15 protein-coding genes are annotated in these 17,297 nt (G+C 72.5%); 7 read left to right on the forward strand and 8 right to left on the reverse strand.

The window, feature by feature from the left end; genetic code table 11:
• The 4 genes from BBH68_RS19115 to BBH68_RS19130 form a co-directional block, all read right to left on the reverse strand.
• The coding region (locus BBH68_RS19115) for an ATP-binding cassette domain-containing protein (protein WP_141713024.1) at positions 1-543 on the reverse strand (543 nt) is incomplete at its 3' end.
• A 13-nt stretch (positions 544-556) separates the two neighbouring features.
• Positions 557-1,534 carry an ABC transporter permease gene (locus BBH68_RS19120; protein WP_065964089.1) on the reverse strand — a complete coding sequence of 326 codons (978 nt, stop codon included), beginning with the start codon at positions 1,532-1,534 and terminating at the stop codon, positions 557-559.
• Positions 1,535-1,707: 173 nt separating this feature from the next.
• Positions 1,708-3,510: an ABC transporter substrate-binding protein gene (locus tag BBH68_RS19125; RefSeq protein WP_065964090.1), complete on the reverse strand. Its 1,803-nt coding sequence runs from the start codon at positions 3,508-3,510 to the stop codon at positions 1,708-1,710.
• A 16-nt stretch (positions 3,511-3,526) separates the two neighbouring features.
• Positions 3,527-4,564: an ABC transporter permease gene (locus BBH68_RS19130; RefSeq protein ID WP_076970783.1), complete on the reverse strand. Its 1,038-nt coding sequence runs from the start codon at positions 4,562-4,564 to the stop codon at positions 3,527-3,529.
• 481 nt (positions 4,565-5,045) lie between these two features.
• Between BBH68_RS19130 and BBH68_RS42010 the strand changes: the two genes are divergently transcribed.
• Complete coding sequence (locus BBH68_RS42010; protein ID WP_065964091.1) at positions 5,046-6,239, forward strand: hypothetical protein; 1,194 nt, start codon at positions 5,046-5,048, stop codon at positions 6,237-6,239.
• A gap of 18 nt (positions 6,240-6,257) precedes the next feature.
• Here BBH68_RS42010 and BBH68_RS19140 read toward each other — a convergent pair whose 3' ends face one another.
• Positions 6,258-8,444, reverse strand: coding sequence for a S9 family peptidase (locus BBH68_RS19140; protein WP_065964092.1), 2,187 nt, complete (start codon positions 8,442-8,444; stop codon positions 6,258-6,260).
• A gap of 261 nt (positions 8,445-8,705) precedes the next feature.
• Here BBH68_RS19140 and BBH68_RS19145 point away from each other — a divergent pair, with 261 nt between their 5' ends.
• From BBH68_RS19145 to BBH68_RS39565, 4 genes are all read left to right on the forward strand, one after another.
• The gene (locus tag BBH68_RS19145; RefSeq protein WP_065964097.1) at positions 8,706-8,900 is read left to right on the forward strand and encodes a hypothetical protein; all 195 of its coding nucleotides are present in this window, start codon (positions 8,706-8,708) and stop codon (positions 8,898-8,900) included.
• 48 nt (positions 8,901-8,948) lie between these two features.
• A complete protein-coding gene (mshB, locus tag BBH68_RS19150) occupies positions 8,949-9,854 on the forward strand; it encodes an N-acetyl-1-D-myo-inositol-2-amino-2-deoxy-alpha-D-glucopyranoside deacetylase (RefSeq protein ID WP_065964098.1) in 906 nt (301 codons plus the stop codon).
• Complete coding sequence (locus tag BBH68_RS19155; protein ID WP_065964383.1) at positions 9,854-10,219, forward strand: DUF6113 family protein; 366 nt, start codon at positions 9,854-9,856, stop codon at positions 10,217-10,219. The genes mshB and BBH68_RS19155 overlap by 1 nt, the downstream gene beginning before the upstream one ends.
• Before the next feature lie 173 nt (positions 10,220-10,392).
• Positions 10,393-12,597: a peptidoglycan binding domain-containing protein gene (locus tag BBH68_RS39565; protein ID WP_065964101.1), complete on the forward strand. Its 2,205-nt coding sequence runs from the start codon at positions 10,393-10,395 to the stop codon at positions 12,595-12,597.
• A gap of 143 nt (positions 12,598-12,740) precedes the next feature.
• Here the strand turns inward: BBH68_RS39565 and BBH68_RS19165 are convergent, their stop codons facing one another.
• A complete protein-coding gene (locus BBH68_RS19165; RefSeq protein ID WP_065964102.1) occupies positions 12,741-13,580 on the reverse strand; it encodes a transglutaminase family protein in 840 nt (279 codons plus the stop codon).
• A 17-nt stretch (positions 13,581-13,597) separates the two neighbouring features.
• Positions 13,598-14,659 carry a GNAT family N-acetyltransferase gene (locus BBH68_RS19170; RefSeq protein WP_065964104.1) on the reverse strand — a complete coding sequence of 354 codons (1,062 nt, stop codon included), beginning with the start codon at positions 14,657-14,659 and terminating at the stop codon, positions 13,598-13,600.
• 114 nt (positions 14,660-14,773) lie between these two features.
• Between BBH68_RS19170 and fdxA the strand changes: the two genes are divergently transcribed.
• Together fdxA and dapC are read left to right on the forward strand one after the other, a co-directional pair.
• Positions 14,774-15,100 (forward strand): ferredoxin, encoded by a 327-nt coding sequence (gene fdxA, locus BBH68_RS19175; protein ID WP_065964105.1) that lies wholly within the window; start codon positions 14,774-14,776, stop codon positions 15,098-15,100.
• Positions 15,101-15,214: 114 nt separating this feature from the next.
• Positions 15,215-16,351: a succinyldiaminopimelate transaminase gene (dapC, locus tag BBH68_RS19180; protein ID WP_065964106.1), complete on the forward strand. Its 1,137-nt coding sequence runs from the start codon at positions 15,215-15,217 to the stop codon at positions 16,349-16,351.
• A gap of 190 nt (positions 16,352-16,541) precedes the next feature.
• On the opposite strand, the gene BBH68_RS44505 is transcribed toward dapC, so the two are convergent.
• Positions 16,542-17,219 (reverse strand): hypothetical protein, encoded by a 678-nt coding sequence (locus BBH68_RS44505; protein ID WP_065964108.1) that lies wholly within the window; start codon positions 17,217-17,219, stop codon positions 16,542-16,544.
• Positions 17,220-17,297 lie beyond the last annotated feature (78 nt).

Here is a 17,297-nt window from a genome sequence, read left to right on the forward strand (position 1 = left end):
GCCATGGCGAGCGCGCTGCCGCATGCCGCCGGAGAACTGGTGCGGATAGTCGCGCACGCGCAGCTTGGGGTTGGGGATGCCGACCTTCTCGAGCATCTCGATCGCGCGGTCCCACGCCTCGCGCCGGGAGGCACCGGTGTGCTTGCGGTAGGGCTCGGCGATCTGGCGGCCGACGGTGTAGTAGGGCGAGAGGGCGGTGAGCGAGTCCTGGAAGATCATCGCCATCTTGTGGCCGCGCAGCTTCTCCAGGGTGCGCTCGGGCGCCCGGGTCAGCTCCTGGCCGTCCAGCCGGATCTCGCCGCGGATCTCGGTGGTGCGCGGGTCGTGCAGGCCCAGGACGGCGAGGTTGGTGACGGACTTGCCGGAGCCGGACTCGCCGACGATGCCGAGGGTGCGACCGCGCTCGAGCTCGAAGGACAGGCCGTCCACGGCCTTGACGACGCCGTCCTCGGTGGCGAAGCGCACATACAGATCGCGCACGGACAGGAAGGCGTCGCCCGCGGCGGGCGCCGGGGCGGCCTCGGACTTGGTCAGGGTGGTCACGTCGGTCGTACTCCTAGGCGAGGCGCACGCGCGGGTCGATGACGGCGTACAGCGCGTCCACGATGATGTTGGCGATGACGATCGCCGTGCAGCTGAAGAGCATCACGCCCATCAGCATGGGGAGGTCCTTCTCGGTCACCGACTCCACCGCGAGCCGGCCGAGACCGTGCAGGGTGAAGGTGAACTCCGTGATCATCGCTCCGCCGAACAGCGAGCCGAGGTCGATGCCGACGATGGTGACGATGGGGGCGATCGCGCCGCGCCAGGCGTAGCGGAAGAAGACCGTGCGGCCCGACATGCCCTTGGCCCGCGCGGTGCGCACATGCTCCTCGCTGAGCTGCTCGACCATCTGGGAGCGCGTCATACGGCTGTAGTTGGCGATGAAGATGATGGAGAGCACCAGCCAGGGCAGCAGCAGCCCGCTGAACCACTTGGCCGGGTTCTCGGTGATCGGGTAGTACTCGGGCCGGTCGATCAGGCCCCAGCTGTCGACCAGCAGCCACAGCGCGATGACGCCGACGAAGTAGATCTGGAGGGAGTTGCCGATCAGCGACAGGGAGCTGAAGAACTTGTCGGTGAAGGTGCCCCGCCGGGCCGCCGCGATCATGCCGATGCCGACCCCGATGAGCAGGAAGACGGCGGCGCCGCCGACGGCGAGCGACAGCGTGGTCGGGTAGCGGTCCATGATGGTCTCCCAGACCGGCTGGGAGTTGGTGAAGGAGTACCCGAAGCAGGGGGCCGGGCAATGGCCGACCTCGAAGTCCCGGCCGGCGAAGATGCCCACCAGATAGTGCCAGTACTGGACGGGGACCGGCTCGTCCAGGCCCAGGTTCTTGTTGATGAGGGCGATGGCGTCCGGGCCGCAGTTCTTGCCGCAGGCCAGCTGCGCCGGTTCGGAGGGCAGCGCGAAGAAGCAGAAGAACGTGATCGCGCTGATCAGAAGGATGATGACGATCGCGCCGAGGGAGCGGCGTACGAGGAAACGAAGCATGGCGTCGCGGGTCTTCCGGTACGGGCGCCTTGGGCGACCAGGTCGGGATCGGACGGGCGGCGCCGTCCGTCACCCTCGGGGTGGCGGACAGCGTGCCCAGGGAGCTGGTGGAGCGCCACGCGGCGGGGGGCCGGCTGTGCGGGACGAGGCTCCGCCGCGTGGCGTTCGCGGTGCTACTTCACATACACCCCGGTCGGGTTCGCGGTTCCGTATACCGGGTGGTAAGTGATGCCGCCGAGCCCCGAACCCCAGATGGACCACTGGCGGTTGTAGAAGAGCGGGACGCCGGGCACGTCGTCGGTGAGGATCTTGTTGGCGAGGGTGACCCACTCACCGGAGGCCTTCTCCACGTCCGTGACCTTCAGGATGCGGGCGATCTCGGCGTCCACCTTGCCGTCCTTGAGGTGCCAGTAGTTCTGCGAGCCGTCGGCGACGGCCTTGCTGTCGAACAACTGCGGCACCACGGTGGAGCCGACCGGCCAGTCGGCGCCCCAGGAGACGCGGTAGATGTCGAAGCCGTTGTCGACCTTGGCGATCTCGGTGGAGTAGTTGTTGGAGTCGATCTCCTTGCGCTCCACCTTGAACCCGGCGGCCTTCAGGGCCTTGGCGACGACCAGCGAGACGTTCTGGTACTCGGTGGTGTTGGGGTAGGCGTAGACGATCTCCTGCCCCTCCTTGCCCGCCTCTTTCAGCAGCTGCCTGGCCTTCTTGATGTCGCCGCCCTCGTTGCCCTTCTTGGTCTTGCCGAAGGGATCGAAGTCCTTCCAGCCGGCCAGGGAGGGGGCGACCAGGCTGCCCGCGACCTGCCCGGCCCGCTTGCCGCCGAACTGGCCCAGGATCTGGGCGTTGGGCATGGCGTAGGCGATGGCCTCCCGGACCTTCTTGTCCTTGATCCGGTCCATGTTGATGGCCATGTAGTCGACGTACGGCTGCACCTCGAGGAAGGTGCGCGACTTGGTGCCCGGGTCGTTGGCGACCTCCTCGCCGGCCTCCAGGGTCACCGCGTTGGTGAACGACATGGTCTGCTTGTCGCTGCCCCGGTCGGCCAGCAGCCGGCGGGCCGAGTCGGGCTCCTGGACGCCGAAGCGGATGTCGAACTTGTCCGGGTACTGGTGGCGGACCGGGTCCGTCTTGGGGTCCCACTCCGGGTTGCGCACCAGCGTCAGCGACTTGTCCGGGTTCAGCTTCTCGATCTTGTAGGGCCCGGAGGACACCGGGTGGTTGGTGTACTTGTCGGCGGTGTCCTTCTTGCCGTCGGAGGGCACCGCGCCGATGTTGGGCATGGCCACCGCGTACGGGGTGTCCGCGTGCGGCTTCTTGAAGTGGAAGACGATCGTCTTGTCGTCGGGCGTGTCCAGTACGTCCTTGGGCAGGTGCTTGCCCTTGTAGGGGCCGTCGGGCAGCGCCTTGCGGAAGCTCTGGCCCTCGCCGGAGAGCCACTGCGGGATGTACAGCGGGCCGTCGGTGGCCCACTTGGCGTAGAGCCGCTCGACCGACTGCCGGACATCGGCGGAGGTGATCGGGGACCCGTCCTCGAACTTGAGGTTGTCCTTGAGCGTGTACGTCCAGGTCTTGCCGCCGTCCGAGGACTTGCCGGTGTCGGTGGCGAGGTCGCCGACGAGCTTGACCCGGCCCTTGGCGTCGATCTTGTAGCTGGTCAGCGACCGGTTGTAGAGCATCTGGACGGTCAGCATGTCGGCGTAGTAGATCTGCGCCGGGTCCAGGTAGGTGAAGGCGTCGCGTTGCAGGACGTTGACCGTCCCGCCCTTCTTGGCGCCCGGCACCTCGGGGGCCGGGCCCGCGGAGTCGGCCGCGGTGCCCAGCGAGTAGTTCTCGGCCCGGTTCTTGTCCGGCTTGTTCTCCAGGGGCTCGTCGCCACTTTTGCCCCCGCCGCTGCTGCAGGCGGAGAGCACGAGGGCCCCGATCGCCAAAGAGACGGCCGCCAGCCGCCCTCTGCCCCGCTGAGATGAGGTCATGTGTCGTTGCACCTGCCTAGCGCTTAGTCTTCGGATCGAATGCGTCCCGGACCGAGTCCCCGAGCAGGTTGAAGGCCACCACGAAGATCACCATGGCCACGCCCGGGAAGAACATGTACGTGATGTCGTTCTGGTAGTGCCGGGCTCCGGTGGCGAACATCCGTCCCCAGTCGGGGGTCGGTTCGACGAGCCCGACGCCGAGGAAGGAGAGCCCGGCCTCGGCGGTCACGAAGGTCGGCAGCATCAGCGTCGACTGCACCAGGATCGGCGTCCACAGATTCGGCAGCAGCTCCTTGCGGATGATCCGCCAGGGGGAGGCGCCGGTCACCTTGGCGGCCTCCACGAACTCCCGCTCGCGCAGGCTGAGCACCTGCCCGCGCAGCAGCCGCGCCAGGCCCATCCAGCCCAGCGCCCACTGGACCAGGATCAGGGTGATGACCCGCAGATACGTCGGCGTCTCCTTCTCCGGGCTGACGAAGAGCGAGTAGACGACCGGGGTGAAGGCCACGAAGGAGAGCTGCGCGGGGAAGGCCAGGAGCAGGTCGATGAAACGGCCCAGGAAGTAGTCGGTCCTGCCGCCCATGTAGCCGGCCGTGACGCCCACGACGATGCCGGTGATGGTGCACAGGATGGTCACGGCGACCGCGATCAGCAGTGACGTGCGTATGCCGTACAGGAGTTGGGTGAACACGTCCCGGCCGAGCTGGGGCTGGAGGCCGAACCAGAACTCGCCGTCGATGCCCCCGTTGGGCTTGATCGGGTAGTAGAACTCGTTGAGCAGCCCGGGCCGGTCGAGGCCATAGGTGGTGTACGGGTCCTTGCCGTACAGCCAGGCGATCACCGGAGCGAGCAGGGCGATGAGGAAGAAGAAGATCACGACGTAGGCCGAGATCACGCCTGTCTTGTCGCGTTTGAAGCGCCGCCACATGAGCTGGCCGGGCGAGCGCCCCACCGGCGGGGCGCCCTCCTTGCCGACCTGGCCCGTCGGCTCGGCGTCCGGGCCCGGCACGGGGGCGTTCGCCCCGGCCGCGGCGGCCTGGGAAGGACTCGTCATCGCGTAGCGCCCCCCGCACTGATCGCTTGTGTATCGCGCTTGTCTACTCGCGTCATGTCGCTGCCCGGTCGCCGATCGTGCGCGTCTCGGGATGAGCGGACTTTCGCAACCCTTGAACAGCCCAGTCAAGGGGCCAGCGGAAGCGGAAGGTGCCCACCGGGCAACCTTGAGCGAACATTTTGCAGATCGAGGTCCCGGCGTGCTTGACAGAGATCATCCGAGGGCGGCAAACGGTGAGCAACGGGCATCAACCGCGTTAACAGGCAAGCAACTTGGCCGACGCGAGACCGATATACGGACGCGCCAGGCTGAACTGCGTACGGCCGTGCGGGTGCCGTAGACCGGCCGGGGCGCGCCATGTCGCCCCGGCCGGTCGCCCACCCCGGCGGTGCCGGGGCGCGCGGACCCTCCCGGGCTGCGCCGGCACATTGGTGGCGCCGGGACGGTTGATCGGGGGCCGGGGCGGGGCAAACCTACAGCCATGGGGCAGGGACGGATTCTCAACCGCGGGGCACGCGTCTTCGGCGCGCTGGTCTGCGCCGTGCTCGGGCTGATCTCACTGGCGTGGATCATCCGGGACTTCGACAAGGCCGACGAGGCCAGTCATGTGTGGTGGACCTGGGCCGGGATGCCGTACGGATTTTCCGGCACCCTCTTCGGCTCATCCCTCGCCGACCTGCTCCTGCTGATCCTCTACGCGGTCGTCGGGATGACCGCGCTGCGCTCGTCGGCCACCGCCGGAGCGCTGGCCTCGGCCGGCCTCGCGACGGTCGCGCTGCGCCTGCCCAGCCTGTGGAACCTGCCCGCCGACTGGATGCGGGGCATCCCCGACGACCTGAAGACCCGCGCCCAGCTGAGCGCGTGGACGGCGGTCCTGCTCGGGGCCGCCCTGCTGGTCGTCGTGGCCGTCGGCCGGCGCCCGGCCGACGCGGCCGTCCCCGACTACGCCGTCCCGCCCGCCGGCCGGCCGCCCGCCCGGCTCACACCCGGGGCCGGGGGGACGGCCGCGCTGTTCCTGGGGGCCGCCGCGGTCATCGGGGGCGCCTGGCAGATCTACTTCGCCCAGAAGCGGGACTGGGACCTCTACAAGTACCAGCTCACCGGGAAGTACACGCTGACCACGTTGCTCTCGCCGCCCAGCGCCTGGGCCGCCTGGACGGTGGCCCTGCTGACCCTGGCGGCGGCCTTCGCGGCCCTCGGCCGGTCGGCGCCGGCCCGGCCGCTGGGGATGACGGCGGCGTTCCTGGTGCTGGGCTACGGCATCGCCACGCTCTCGCTGTACATCAAGTTCGACTTCGTGGACCACTTCGACGACCTGGAGACCGTCGGCCAACTCTCCGTGCTGACCGCGTTCTTCGAGATCCTCGTCGGCCTGGTCGTCCTGATCGCGCTGGCCCAGCCCGGGGTCCCGGCCGACGGCGCGCCGCCCACCGGGTGGGGACAGCCCGCGGCACCGCCGTACGGGGGCTACGGCGGCGCCGACGGGGGCTACGGCGGCTACGGCAACCAGGGTGGCGCGGACGGCGGTTACGGGGGCTACGGCGGCGCGGACGGCGGCTATGGCTACGGCCCGCCGCCCGCGAGCCCACCCCCGCCCCCGGCGCCCCCCGCGACGCCGCCCACGGTCCCGCCGCCCCCGTCCTCGCCCCCGCCGCCGCCCCCGCCGGGCTGGTAGAGGCAGGGGCGCGCGGGCTCAGCTCACGCCCAGCGAGCGCCTCAGGAAGTCCACCTGCAGCAGGAGCAGGTTCTCGGCGACCTGCTCCTGGGGCGTCATGTGGGTCACCCCGGACAGCGGCAGCACCTCGTGCGGCCGCCCGGCGGCGAGCAGTGCGGAGGACAGGCGCAGGGCGTGCGCGACGACCACGTTGTCGTCCGCCAGGCCGTGGACGATCATCATCGGACGGTGCGGTTCCGCCGCGCCGGACAGTCCCTCGTCGGTCACCAGCGAGTTCTCGGCGTACACCTTCGGCTGCTCGTCGGGGTGGCCGAGATACCGCTCGGTGTAGTGGGTGTCGTACAGCCGCAGATCGGTGACGGGGGCGCCCACGATGCCCGCGTGGAAGACGTCGGGGCGGCGCAGCACCGCCAGCGCGGCGAGATAGCCGCCGTACGACCAGCCCCGGATGGCGACCCGGGACAGGTCCAGCGGATAGCGCTCGGCCAGCGCCTCGAGCGCCTCGACCTGGTCCCGCAGCGTCACCGCCGCCAGGTCGTCGCGGACGGCCTTCTCCCAGGCGGGGGAGCGGCCGGGCGTGCCGCGGCCGTCGGCGACGATCACCGCGAACCCCTGGTCGGCGAACCACTGCGAGGTGAGGTGGGCGTTGTGGGCGGCCACCACGCGCTGGCCGTGCGGGCCGCCGTAGGGGTCCATGAGGACGGGCAGCGGCCCGTCCCCCTCGCTGTGGCCGGACGGCAGCAGCACCGCGCAGGGGATGTCGCGCTCGCCCGCGAAGACCAGGTGCGGGCGGGCGGTGATGACGGGCCGCTCGGCGTGCGAGGGGATCTCCGCGAGGCGGTCGGCCGAGCCGTCGGCGGCGGGCCTGAGCACCTCCACCGTCGCGCCGGGCCGGTCGGGCCCGGCGTACGACAGGACGACGACCTCGCCGCCGCGCACGGCCGAGGACACGGCCGGGCGGGGTCGCTCGCCCACCGGCTCCCAGCCGCCCTGGTCCCCGCTGCCCCGGAACCAGGCGCGGAAGACGCCGATCTCGCCGGGCCCCTCGGGCAGGGCGGCGTCCGCGCCCGGCGAGGCGGAGAACAGCACGTCCTCGTCGCCGATGTCGAGCACGGAACGGACGTGCAGCGCCCCCGAGGTGAGCTTGCGGTCGCCGACCATCAGCACCCGGGCGCCGCCCTCGTCGGCGATGCGGACCAGCCGCCCGTCCGGCGTCCAGGACGGCACCCCAGGGAAAAGATCAAGCCAGACCGGGTCCTCGTCCACATGCACCGTGCGGGTGCGCCCGGTCGCGGTGTCCACGGCCAGATAGAGCTGGCTGCGCTGGTCGCGCGCCTGGACCAGCAGCAGCGGCGGGCCGTACGCGGACCAGTGCACCCGGGCCAGGTACGGATAGCGCCGCCGGTCCCACTCGATCTCCGTGCGCGACCCGTCCAGGCCCAGCAGCACCAGCCGCACCTCCGCGTTGTCGGTGCCCGCGGCCGGGTACGCGACCTCGGCGGGCCGCCGGTCGGGGTGCGCGGGGTCGGCGATCCACCACCTGCGCACCGGCGCCTCGTCGACCCGGGCGACCAGCAGCGCGTCGCTGTCCGGGGACCACCAGAAGCCGCGCGAGCGGTCCATCTCCTCGGCCGCGATGAACTCCGCGAGCCCATAGGTGACGGTGTCGCCCTCGGGCCGAGCCAGCGCCCGGTCGCCGCCGCCCCCGTCAGCGCCCCCAGCCCCCTCGTCGAGGTCTCTTACGCGCAGCGCGCCCTGCGCCACATAGGCGATGCGGCGTCCGTCGGGTGACGGGCGCGGGTCGACCACCGGCCCGGGCGCGGGGAGTTCGCGGGTCACGCCGGCGCGCAACTCGGAGGCGAACAGCCGTCCCGAGAGTGTGAAAGCGGCCAATTCGACGGCCAGGTCGGTCGCGTAGCCGACGATCCCCGCCGAGCCCTCGCGGCTGCGCTCGCGGCGCGCCCGCTCCTCGGCGGACAACTCCTCCTCCGCGCCGCCGAGCAGGGCCGCCGGGTCCGCGGCGGGGTACTCCCGCCGCTCGGCGAGGTCGTACACCCACAGGAGATTGGCCCGGTCGGTGCCGGAGCGGGAGCGCAGGAACACCACCCGCGAGTCGTCGGGCGCCACCGTGAAGGCCCTCGGCGCGCCGAGGGTGAAGCGCTGGGTGCGGGCGTGTTGCCGGGGGAACGAGAGCTGTCCGGTCATAGGGCGAGCGTACGGCTCCGCTCCGATTGCCCCCGGCATGTTCAGCCCGTGGCGGACGCGGAGCGCACGTTGTCGGATGTGGCGAGAATCAGGCCTGATGACGAGGCCGACGGTGCGAACAGGCATGCGCCCCTGTCATGCTCCCGTGCACCGAGTCGTGCGCACGGGCCCATAGTTATGATCGATTGCGCATAGTGGGTAGGCCCCCTGTGGCATGAATATGTCGTCCGTTCGAGCGCGTGTACCTGGAGGTGAGCCGCTGTGGCGCTCTCGATTTCGTTGGTCGTGCTGCTGCTGATCATCGTCGTCATGCTCGTCCAGAAGGCTGGGCTGAAGTCGGGGCACGCACTCCTCTGTGTGCTGCTCGGCTTCTACCTCGCCAGTTCCTCGATCGCCCCGACGATCGACGACCTCACGACGAACGTGGCGAACATGATCGGAGATGTCGACCTCTGATCCATGGCTGACCCGCGGCTCAGGCCGCGGGGCTCGTAGGCTGTGCCCATGACCCCGGTCCTTCCCGCCCGTCGCCTGCTTCTGGTACACGCACATCCGGACGACGAGTCGATCAACAACGGCGCGACCATGGCCAAGTACGCCTCCGAGGGCGCCCACGTCACCCTGGTGACCTGCACGCTCGGCGAGGAGGGCGAGGTCATCCCGCCCGCCCTGGCGCACCTCGCCGCCGACCGCGACGACGCGCTCGGCGCCCACAGGGTGGGCGAACTCGCCGTGGCGATGAAGGCGTTGGGGGTCAGCGATCACCGCTTCCTGGGCGGGCCCGGCCGGTACCGCGACTCCGGGATGATGGGCGCCCCGCAGAACGCCCGCCCGGAGTGCTTCTGGCGGGCGGACGTCGACGAGGCGGCCGCCCACCTGGTCGAGGTGATCCGCGAGGTGCGCCCGCAGGTCCTGGTCGCCTACGACCCGCACGGGGGCTATGGCCACCCCGACCACATCCAGGCCCACCGCGTCGCCATGCGCGCCGCCGAGCTGGCCGCGGAGCCGGTCTACCGCCGCGACCTGGGCGACCCCCACGAGATCGCCAAGGTCTACTGGAACTGCGTTCCGCGCTCGGAGCTGGAGGAGGGCTTCGCCCGGCTGCGCGCCGCGGGCGCGGACGCCCCGTTCCCGGGGATCGCCTCGGCCGGTGATGTGCCGGGGGTGGTCGACGACGACCGGGTGACGGCCACGGTGGACGGCTCCGCCCACGCCGAGGCGAAGGCGGAGGCCATGCGGGCCCACGCCACCCAGATCGTGGTGGACGGGCCCTTCTTCGCGCTCTCGAACGATCTGGGTCAGCCGCTGTTCACCAGGGAGCACTATCTGCTCGTCAAGGGGCGGGCGGTGCCGCCGCCCGGCGCGGACCGGGGCCGCGAGGACGACCTGTTCGCCGGGGTGACGGCGTGATGGCCGGGCGCGTGGCGGCGTATGTGCTGCTCGGAGTGGTGGGTGCGCTGGTCGCCGCCGCGGGCGCGCTGGTCCAAGCGGCCTGGTTTCCGGGCGGGTTGCTGCTCGCGCTGCTCGCGGTGGGTGCCCTCTGCTACGGCGGGGTCAAGGCCATGGGCACCCGGCTGGGCGGGGCGGTGCCGGCCGGGGCGTGGGTGATCGCGGTGCTGTTCCTCACGGTGGCCCGTCCCGAGGGGGATTTCCTTTTCGGTGCCGGAGCGGGTTCGTATGCTTTTCTCCTGGGCGGAATGTTCGCCGGTGTGATGTGTGCCACGATGCCGAAGGTGTCGCAACCGGGCAGCGGCCCGGCCCGACTTGGTAAGTGACGTCACGTTTTCGCCGGGGCGTTCCCAGGACGGCGGGCGGCGCCCGCCGGTGCGCGGGCTGCGGCGATACAGCGGTCGTCAAGTGCGTGCCCGTGTGGCCCAGTAAGGTGGTGCCGCCGCCGAGCCGCCCGCGCGAGTCTGACGGGCGGCGGAGCTAACTGGGAGAACCTGCTTTGAGCCGTGAATCTGACAGTTCGTCCTCCGGGGCCCGGAAGGGCAGCGGCGCCGCCGCCTACCCGCCCGGCACCCCGCCGTACGGATCCCGCCAGTACCCGTCGCCGAACCCGACGCAGGAGGCCCGGCAGGGCGGTTCCGGCGACGGCGAGGCGCGTGCCGCGGCCAGGCCGGAGGAACCGAAGACCGAGACCACGCTGACGACCCGGATCAAGATCAACATCCCGGGCTCGCGACCCATCCCCCCGGTCGTCATGCGTACCCCCGTCGGCGAGGAGGGCGTACCGGGCCCCCGGTCCGCCGACGACGCAGAGAGCGCCGGCGACGCCGCCCGGCCCGGCCCCGCCCCGGCGGCGGGCCCGGGAGCGGCCGGGGCGGCGCGCGGGGAGCACCCGGAGAAGCCGGAGAAGAAGGAGGAGCGGACCAGCGACTGGTTCGCGCCCCGCAAGCCCAAGGGCGGCGCCGCCACGACGGGCGGCTCGCCCAAGCCCCCGGCCCCGCCGTCCGGCGCCACGCAGTCCGGGTCCGTGCCGTCCGGCTCCGGGACGTCCGGTTCGGCGCGCTCCGGGTCCGCGCCCGAGACCACGCAGCAGTTCCCCGTCGTCGCCGAGGCCACCCAGCCGATTCCGACGGTGGAGGGCGGGCAGCCGTTCCCGGGCTCCGACTTCTCCTCGCCGCAGACCACCCAGCAGTTCCCCGCCGTGTCGCAGGACGGCGGGCCGGGCGCCGACCTGCCGTACTTCACCGACACCCCGCAGGGCGGCTTCCCCGGCGCGCCGGAGCCCAGCGGCCCGACGACCGGCCCGGTCACCGGCGAGATGCGGCTGCCCGGGCGGGCCCCGGGCGCCACCCGGCCACCGGCCGCGGGCGGCGGCGGGGGCGCGGCGCAGCCGCCCACCCCGCCGAACGGCTCGCCGCTGTCCGGCAGCCTCGGCGCCACCACGGGCACGAGCCCCGCGGCGTCGGCCGGGCCGCTCGGCGGCCTCGGCGGCAAGCCGGGGCAGGACTCCACGACGACCCCGCCGATCTTCCGCGACCCCGACCCGGCCCCCGGCGGGGGCGCGCCGGCCGAGCATGTCTCCGGAGAGACGCTGGTCAGCGGCATCCCCGTCGTCCCGCCCACGGGCAACCGGCCCGGCTCGCCCTTCCCGCCCGCCGGGAGCGGCACCGACGCGCCCGCCCCGGCCGCCGAGGACGCCACCCCGCCGAGCGGCCCCAAGCCCCCCGCCGCCCCGGCGGCCGCCCGCCCCAAGAAGAAGGGGCGCTCCAAGCTGGTGATGGCCGTGGGCGCGCTCGTCGTCCTCGGCGGCATCGCCTACGGCGCGGGCCTGGTGATGAACCACGCCGACGTCCCGAACGGCACCACCGTGCTGGGCGTCGACATCGGCGGCACCTCCAAGGAGACGGCCGTCCAGAAGCTGGACACCGCGCTGGAGGGCCGTACCACCGCCCCGCTGAAGGTGTCCGTGGACGGCCAGCAGAAGGAGATCAAGCCGTCCGTCGCGGGCCTGACCCTGGACACCGAGGCCACGGTCCGCGGCGTCGCCGGCCGCGACTACAACCCGGTCACCGTGATCGGCTCGCTGTTCGGCGGCACCCACCAGGCCGAGCCCGTCGTCACGATCGACGAGGAGAAGCTCAAGGACGCGCTGGAGCGGCTCGCGGGCACCTCGGGCACGGCCCGCGAGGGCACGATCAAGTTCGAGCCCGGCAAGGCCGTCGCGGTGTACGGCAAGGCCGGCAAGGCGCTGGACGTCGACAAGGCGGTCGCGGCGGTGGACGAGGCGTTCCGGCAGCGGGCCGCCACCGGGCAGAACAAGGTCATCACCCTGCCCGTCGTCACCAAGCAGCCGCAGATCAGCAACGCCGAGGTGGACCGGAAGATGCGGACCTTCGCCAAGCCCGCGATGTCGGCCCTGGTGAAGGTCCAGACGGACCCGGCGCACTCGCTGCCGCTGAGCCCGCAGAACTCGCTGTGGAAGGTCCTCTCCATGCGGGTGGTGGACGGCAAGCTGGTGGAGCACTACGACCTGAACGCCCTCAAGGAGCTGTACGGCGGCTTCTTCGACGGCGTGCTGATCGAGCGCGGCAACGGCAGCAAGCAGCCCGTCGCCCCGACGGACGTCGCGGTGGCGCTGGCCAAGGCGCTGCAGGGCAAGACTCCGGCCGAGCGGATCGGGATCATCGAGACCAACGGCAGCTGAGCCCGGCGCGTATCACGGCCCCCGCCCGGCACCGGGCGGGGGCCGTGGCGCGCGCCCGTCGCCGTACGGGAGCCGTGGTGCCCGGTGCCGTACGGGTCCGTGATACGCCTGGTGCCCGATGGGGCCGCGCGCGCCCGGCCCGCTCAGTTCAGCATCGCCCGGGCGGCCCGCGCCTGGCGCCGTACGGCCTCCGCCGCGTTCGGCTCCATCGCGGCCACCACCTCCGCGTACTGCTCCATCTCCTTCGCGCCGGCCACGAAGTCCCCACGCTCCACGAGCAGTTTGGCCCGCTCGTAGCGGAGCCGGGCCGGGTGGCTGGGCAGCAGCAGGGACAGCTCCACCGCCCAGAGCTGGACATCCGTACGCTCCGGGCGGGCGGCCGCCCAGGCGCGGATGTTGTTCAGGATCCGCAGCACGATCTCCAGCGGGGTGGCCGGGGCCAGTGCCGCCGGGGCCAGTGGGGTCCCCAGCGCGCCCGCCACCAGCAGCGCCGCGTCCTCGTCGGACAGCACCCGGCCGCCGTCGAAGGGGTCGGCCAGCACATGGCTCCCGTAGGGGTCGCCGAAGCCGACCACGAAGTGGCCCGGCAGCGCCACCCCGTACACCGGCGCGCCCGCCCGCCGCGCCACCTCCATCCAGACCACGGACAGCAGGATCGGCAGCCCGCGGCGCCGTCGCAGCACCTCGTGCAGCAGCGAGGACTCCAGCCGCCGGTAGTCGCCGGCGGAGCCGCGGAAGTCCAGCCGGTCCCCGAGCAGCCCGGCCAGCGCGGCGGCCCAGGCGTCGGGCGCGCCGGGGGAGTAGGGCACCAGACCGGCCAGCCGGTCCAGCTCGATCTGCGCGGCGTCGATTCCGTCCTCGTCCAGCTCCGGATCGGCTTCCTGGCCCACCAGCAGGCACAGCAGCGCCAGGTCGGGCCGCTCCTCGCGGGCCGCCTCGGCGAAGCGCGGGCGCCGGTCCGGGGTGTCGTTCATGCGTGGCATAGGTGCCTCGTACCCGCTCAGCGGTGGTTCTCGTGGGGTGCGCGCCAGTGGTGGTAGCTGTGGTGGGTGGTGAAGCCCATGCCCTCGTAGAGTGCCCGGGCACCGTCATTGTCCGTCTCGACCTGCAGATACGCAGCCGAGGCGCCCTCCTGGAGGGCCTTGCGGGCGAGCGCGGTCATCGCGGCGGTGGCCAGGCCGCGCCGGCGCAGCAGCGGGTCGGTCTCCACGGCCGTGAACCCGGCCCAGCGGCCGTCCACCACACACCGCCCGATCGCGGCCGGGGCAACCGCGGCCCCGTGCTCCTCCGTGCCTTCCGTCTCCTCCGTGTTCGCAATGGTCGCGGGAACGGTCGCGAACCACACCGACGGGCCGCCGCTGAGCACCCGCACCACCTCGGGGGCGGGCTCGCCGGAGGCGGAGCGCTGGTAGCGGGCCAGCCAGGCGTCGTCGAGGTCGCGGGAGAGGACGACCCGTGAGACATCGGCGTCGAGGTCCGCGAGGGGCGCGAGGGCCGCGATCCGTATCTCCGCGGAGACCTCCTGGGTCCAGCCGTGCTCCGCCAGCTCCGCGGCCAGCAGCTCCTGCGTTCCCTCCGCGCCTGTGCTGACCTGGATGTACGCGGGCAGGCCGCGCTCGGCGTACCAGGCGGCCACCCGCCGCAGCGCGTCCCGCACCGGCATGCCGGGGTCGCCCAGCGGCAGGACCGAGTTGGCGCGCCGGGTGAAGCCGCCCGCCGCGCGCAGCTCCCACCCGCCCAGCCGCTCGCTGACCACGGGCGGCCAGGCGCGGGCCGCGGCCCGGTCCAGCTCCGCCGCGGTGGCCGCCGGGCCGCGCCGGCGGGCCGGAGCCGCGGGCACCACCTTGCCCGCCACCAGCGAGGATTCCGGAATGCGGACCTCCGCCCCCGTCCTCCGGGTGACGCACAGCACACCGCCCGTCCACGATGTGAGCACCCCGACCACGTCGGTGAACCGCGCGCCGCTCTCGCCATCCGTGACCGTCAGCCTGACGGACACGCGTTTTCCCACGTCAGACGGGTCAATTCGGATCTCAAGACGTCCGCCAGTGGTGAAATCCACAGCTCTGTTCGCCCCTCATGTGCGTCTGGTGCCCAAGACCGGAGATACTAGGTGCGGGCATCGACGACGCCGCGCTCCCGCGCGATAGCAGCCCTAACGAGGAGGAACGACAGCGTGACCTACGTCATCGCGCAGCCTTGTGTCGACCTGAAAGACAAGGCGTGCATCGAGGAGTGCCCCGTCGACTGCATCTACGAGGGCCGGCGGTCCTTGTACATCCACCCGGACGAGTGCGTCGACTGTGGGGCCTGCGAGCCGGTCTGCCCGGTCGAGGCGATCTTCTACGAGGACGACACTCCCGAGGAGTGGAAGGACTACTACAAGGCCAACGTCGAGTTCTTCGACGAGCTGGGCTCGCCCGGTGGCGCGAGCAAGCTGGGCCTGATCGAGCGTGACCACCCCTTCATCGCCGCCCTGCCCCCGCAGGAGCACGACGAGTGACCTCGCGGCGCGCGGGGGCGTTCTGAAGACGCCCCGGCACCGCGCAGCCCTCGGTCCCGCACGCCACCCCGGCCTGCGGGGCCGGGCTGTTTTACCCGAGAAAGCGAGCCAGTTGTGCCACCCGTCTCCGCCCGTCTCCCGGTCTTCCCCTGGGACCGGCTCGAACCGTACAAGGCGACCGCCGCGGCGCACCCGGACGGCATCGTCGACCTGTCGGTGGGCACCCCCGTCGACCCGGTCCCCGAGCTGATCCGCGAGGCGCTGACCGGCGCGGCCGACAGCCCCGGCTATCCGACCGTATGGGGCACCGCCGCGCTGCGGGACGCGCTGACCGGCTGGGTGGAGCGGCGGCTGGGCGCGACGGGCGTGGACCACACCCAGGTGCTGCCGGTCGTGGGCTCCAAGGAGCTGGTGGCGTCGCTGCCGGCCCAGCTCGGCATCGGCCCCGGCGACCGGGTCGCCTTCCCGCGGCTGGCCTACCCGACGTACGAGGTGGGGGCGCGGCTGGCGGGCGCGGAGCCCGTGCCGTACGACCCGGAGACCTTCGCGGCCGGCGCCGCGGCTACCGAGCTGGACCCGGCGGGGCTGAAGCTGCTGTGGCTCAACTCCCCGTCCAACCCGACCGGCCGGGTGATGGACAAGGACGAGCTGCGGGCCGCGGTGGCCTGGGCGCGCGAGCACGGCGTGCTCCTGGTCAGCGACGAGTGCTACCTGGAGCTGGGCTGGGACGCCGACCCGGTGTCCGTGCTGCACCCCGAGGTGTCCGGCGGCTCCTTCGAGGGCCTGGTGGCGGTCCACTCGCTCTCCAAGCGCTCCAACCTGGCGGGCTACCGCGCGGCGTTCCTCGCCGGTGACGCGGCGGTGCTCGGCGAGCTGCTGAAGATCCGCAAGCACGGCGGGATGATGGTGCCCGCGCCCGTCCAGGCCGCCACCGTCGCGGCCCTGGGCGACGACGCGCACGTCGCCGAGCAGCGCGAGCGCTACGCCCGCCGCCGGTCCGCGCTGCGCGAGGCGCTGGAGGGGTGCGGCTTCCGCATCGAGCACAGCGAGGCGTCGCTGTACCTGTGGGCGACGCGGGACGAGCCGTGCTGGGACACCGTCGGCGCGCTCGCCGAGCTGGGCATCCTGGTGGCGCCGGGCGACTTCTACGGCCCGGCGGGGGAGCGGAACGTCCGGGTCGCGTTCACCGCGACCGACGAGCGGGTGGCCGCGGCGGCCCGCCGCCTGGGCGGCGGCCTGCCCAAGGCCTGAGGGACGCGGCTGAGCGGACATACGACGGGCCCGGGGAGCCGAAGCTCCCCGGGCCCGGGTGCGCCGAAGGGGTGCGCCGCTGTCGAAAGGGAGAGCGCGCGGAGGCCTTGAGGAACGAAGGGCCGAGCACGGTCGACCGTCGACAGGGGCTGAGGCGCCCCGGAGGCGGGAGCCCCTGAAGAAGGAGGCGTCAGCCGCCGAGGAGGGGGAGGCCCTTGACCGCCAGGCCGTCGGACAGCGGGGTGGTCGGCAGCGGGTTCTGGGCGGCCGGGGCGGCGGGGGTGGCCGGGTGCTCGGCGGTCTTCGCCGCCTTGCCGACCTTGCCCGCGACGGCCTTGCCGACCTTGCCGGCCATGGCCTTGCCGCGGCTCGGCGCTGCGTGACGGCCCTTGCCCTTGGCCGCGCCGGCCACGGCCTTGCCGTGGTCGCCCTTGACGGCCTTGACGGCCTTGACGGCCTTGGCGCTCTTGGCGCCCTTGGCGGCCTTGGCGGCCTTGGTGCCGGAGGAGACCGCCTTGCCGGTGGCCGTCTTCGCCCCGGAGGCGGTCCTGCCCGCGGCCGAAGCGGCCTGGCCCGCGGTCTTGCCCGTCGCGGGAGCGGCCTGGTCCTGGCCCGGGAGAACACGCTTGACGGTCCCGCCGGCCTTGCCGCTGACCTCGCCCGCCGCGCTCCCGACGTGCTGCGAGGCGGAGTCCGCGAGGCTGCCGACCGCGGCGGTGTCGAGCGCGCTCAGCCCACCGAGCTTGGAGGTCTGCGGCAGGGCGAGGTCCGCCGCGCTCGCGGCGCCGGCCGCACCGACCACGGGAGCTGCGCCCGCTGCGACCAGCAGCGCGGTCCGGGCGATCCGACGCGTGAGGGGGAGGGACATGATGCTCCTTTGACGGAGGGACATTTGGCGTGGGTGTCCGGCAGGCGGACGCAGTGAATACCGCGTGAGAAGCGGGAA

The sequence above is a fragment of the Streptomyces sparsogenes genome (genome assembly GCF_001704635.1).
GTDB classification, from domain to species: domain Bacteria; phylum Actinomycetota; class Actinomycetes; order Streptomycetales; family Streptomycetaceae; genus Streptomyces; species Streptomyces sparsogenes.